Below are 1,586 nucleotides of genomic sequence, written 5' to 3'. Positions count from 1 at the left end.
TCATCTCTTATCAAGACAATGTGGGGGCCATTGTATATTGCGGTGATATCACTTGGAGTAAATCTTGCAATAGCATTTGGCGGAAGTGCAATACAGAAAAAAATGAATTCAAGAAAACAAGTATTAGATTAATAAAAATTTAGAAATGGTTTTACGATTACTCGTATTCCATCAGTTTCTTTTCTTCTAGTAATGTGTGAAGATTGTGGACCGCACGGTAAACTTCGGCTTCCTTCTTTGTTCCAGTGCACACTAGTTTGCCAGAGGCAAAGATTAGAACCACAGAACGTGGATCAAGCATCCTATGTATCAAACCAGGAAATTGTTCTGGTTCATACATACTTCTTGGGAGACTACGTGCAGCTTTTTCTAGGTGAACCTTGCCACCAAGACTAACAGAAGCTACGATGTTTTGAATTGTAATCTCTGGATTCTTTTTTATTTTTATTTTGCCTTTTCGAAGTCTTTGTACAACTGTGTTTACTGCATTTACTGCTGCCTCTTCGGATTTTGAACCAGTGCAAACCATTTTGCCTGAGCTAAAGATAAGTGTCGCAGTTTTTGGAGACTTTAATCTAAAGACTAGGCCTGGAAATTGTTCAGGATGGTATTCAACGTCCGGGAATTCTTTTGTAATTGCCACAAGATCAATTTTTTGGTCTACTGAAGCAGAGGCAACCACGTTTACGATGTCGACAATCGGTTTTGTTTGCGGCATTTAAATAGGTTATAAAGTGGTACCATATATAACCAATTACATAACTAGCGTGACTGGAAAGGTAAAAGATCTTACAGCATGGTTTCAAACCGATAAAATTCGATCAGAAAATGATCGTAGTTTTTACACTTTAGATAATTTTCTAATCAATCTCAAAGATATCAAGACTACATGTTTTCTACAAACCAGATCTATTGCACACCATAGTGTTCGATATACGATGACTGATCTTTGTCCAGTTTTGAGAGTAGATCAGTTTTGTATGAACCAAATATCGACCAGTAAATTTTCATGAGATATTTCACGTATACGTTGGAGAATTTCTTAACAGTCACTAGATAAGACAGGTTTTAGATGATCAAACAATGGAATTATTGTACTAGAAATAAGTTGCCAGAGATTTTTTCAACACACCCACAATTAAGTTGTACATAAATATAAAAAATATTTTTGTAATTTTATGATATATATTTTGGTGAAAAACAATTCAAGTTAATGTATCCTGATAATTCTCTTGGAAAGCCAAAAGATGACGACGGTAGAAAATCAGAGATGGCAAAGATAAAAAAAGAGATGGATGCTGAAGACAAGATATTTTTCAAGGAACTTTCAAGCAAATACTTTCTTTTGGACAAGTTTAGCATAGACCAGCTTAAGGACATGTGCACTAATCTGCTTGGCAAGGGTCCAGATGTAGAATATTATGAAGACAAGACTACAAAGAAAAAAATGGAACTACCACAATACAAGGAGGATTACATCTACTTTATAATAGAAGAATTCAGGTTTTCCGAAATCAAAGAGTATGCACTAGAAAAACGCATAGTTACCAGCCAATTTTTTGAGAAATAACAGGCACAAAATTACG

General features: G+C 35.0%; 2 protein-coding genes. One reads left to right on the top strand and one right to left on the bottom strand.

The features are described from left to right. Positions 1 to 157: 157 nt before the first annotated feature. Positions 158 to 718: a TATA-box-binding protein gene (locus tag DYY66_RS09975; RefSeq protein ID WP_101009891.1), complete on the bottom strand. Its 561-nt coding sequence runs from the start codon at positions 716 to 718 to the stop codon at positions 158 to 160. A 495-nt stretch (positions 719 to 1,213) separates the two neighbouring features. On the opposite strand from DYY66_RS09975, the gene DYY66_RS09970 reads away from it, so the two are divergent. Beyond that, complete coding sequence (locus tag DYY66_RS09970; RefSeq protein WP_166288835.1) at positions 1,214 to 1,570, top strand: hypothetical protein; 357 nt, start codon at positions 1,214 to 1,216, stop codon at positions 1,568 to 1,570. Positions 1,571 to 1,586 lie beyond the last annotated feature (16 nt).

Origin of the sequence: Candidatus Nitrosotalea sp. FS (assembly GCF_011319475.1) — an archaeon.
GTDB lineage: Archaea > Thermoproteota > Nitrososphaeria > Nitrososphaerales > Nitrosopumilaceae > Nitrosotalea.
The sequence above is the reverse complement of the archived record's forward strand: the minus strand, read 5'-3'. Positions and strand labels throughout refer to the sequence as shown.

Excerpts from the sequence above, each read along its gene's own strand:
- DYY66_RS09970 (WP_166288835.1), top strand. The coding sequence starts at position 1,214 with ATGTATCCTGATAATTCTCTTGGAAAGCCAAAAGATGACGACGGTAGA.
- DYY66_RS09975 (WP_101009891.1), bottom strand. The coding sequence starts at position 718 with ATGCCGCAAACAAAACCGATTGTCGACATCGTAAACGTGGTTGCCTCT.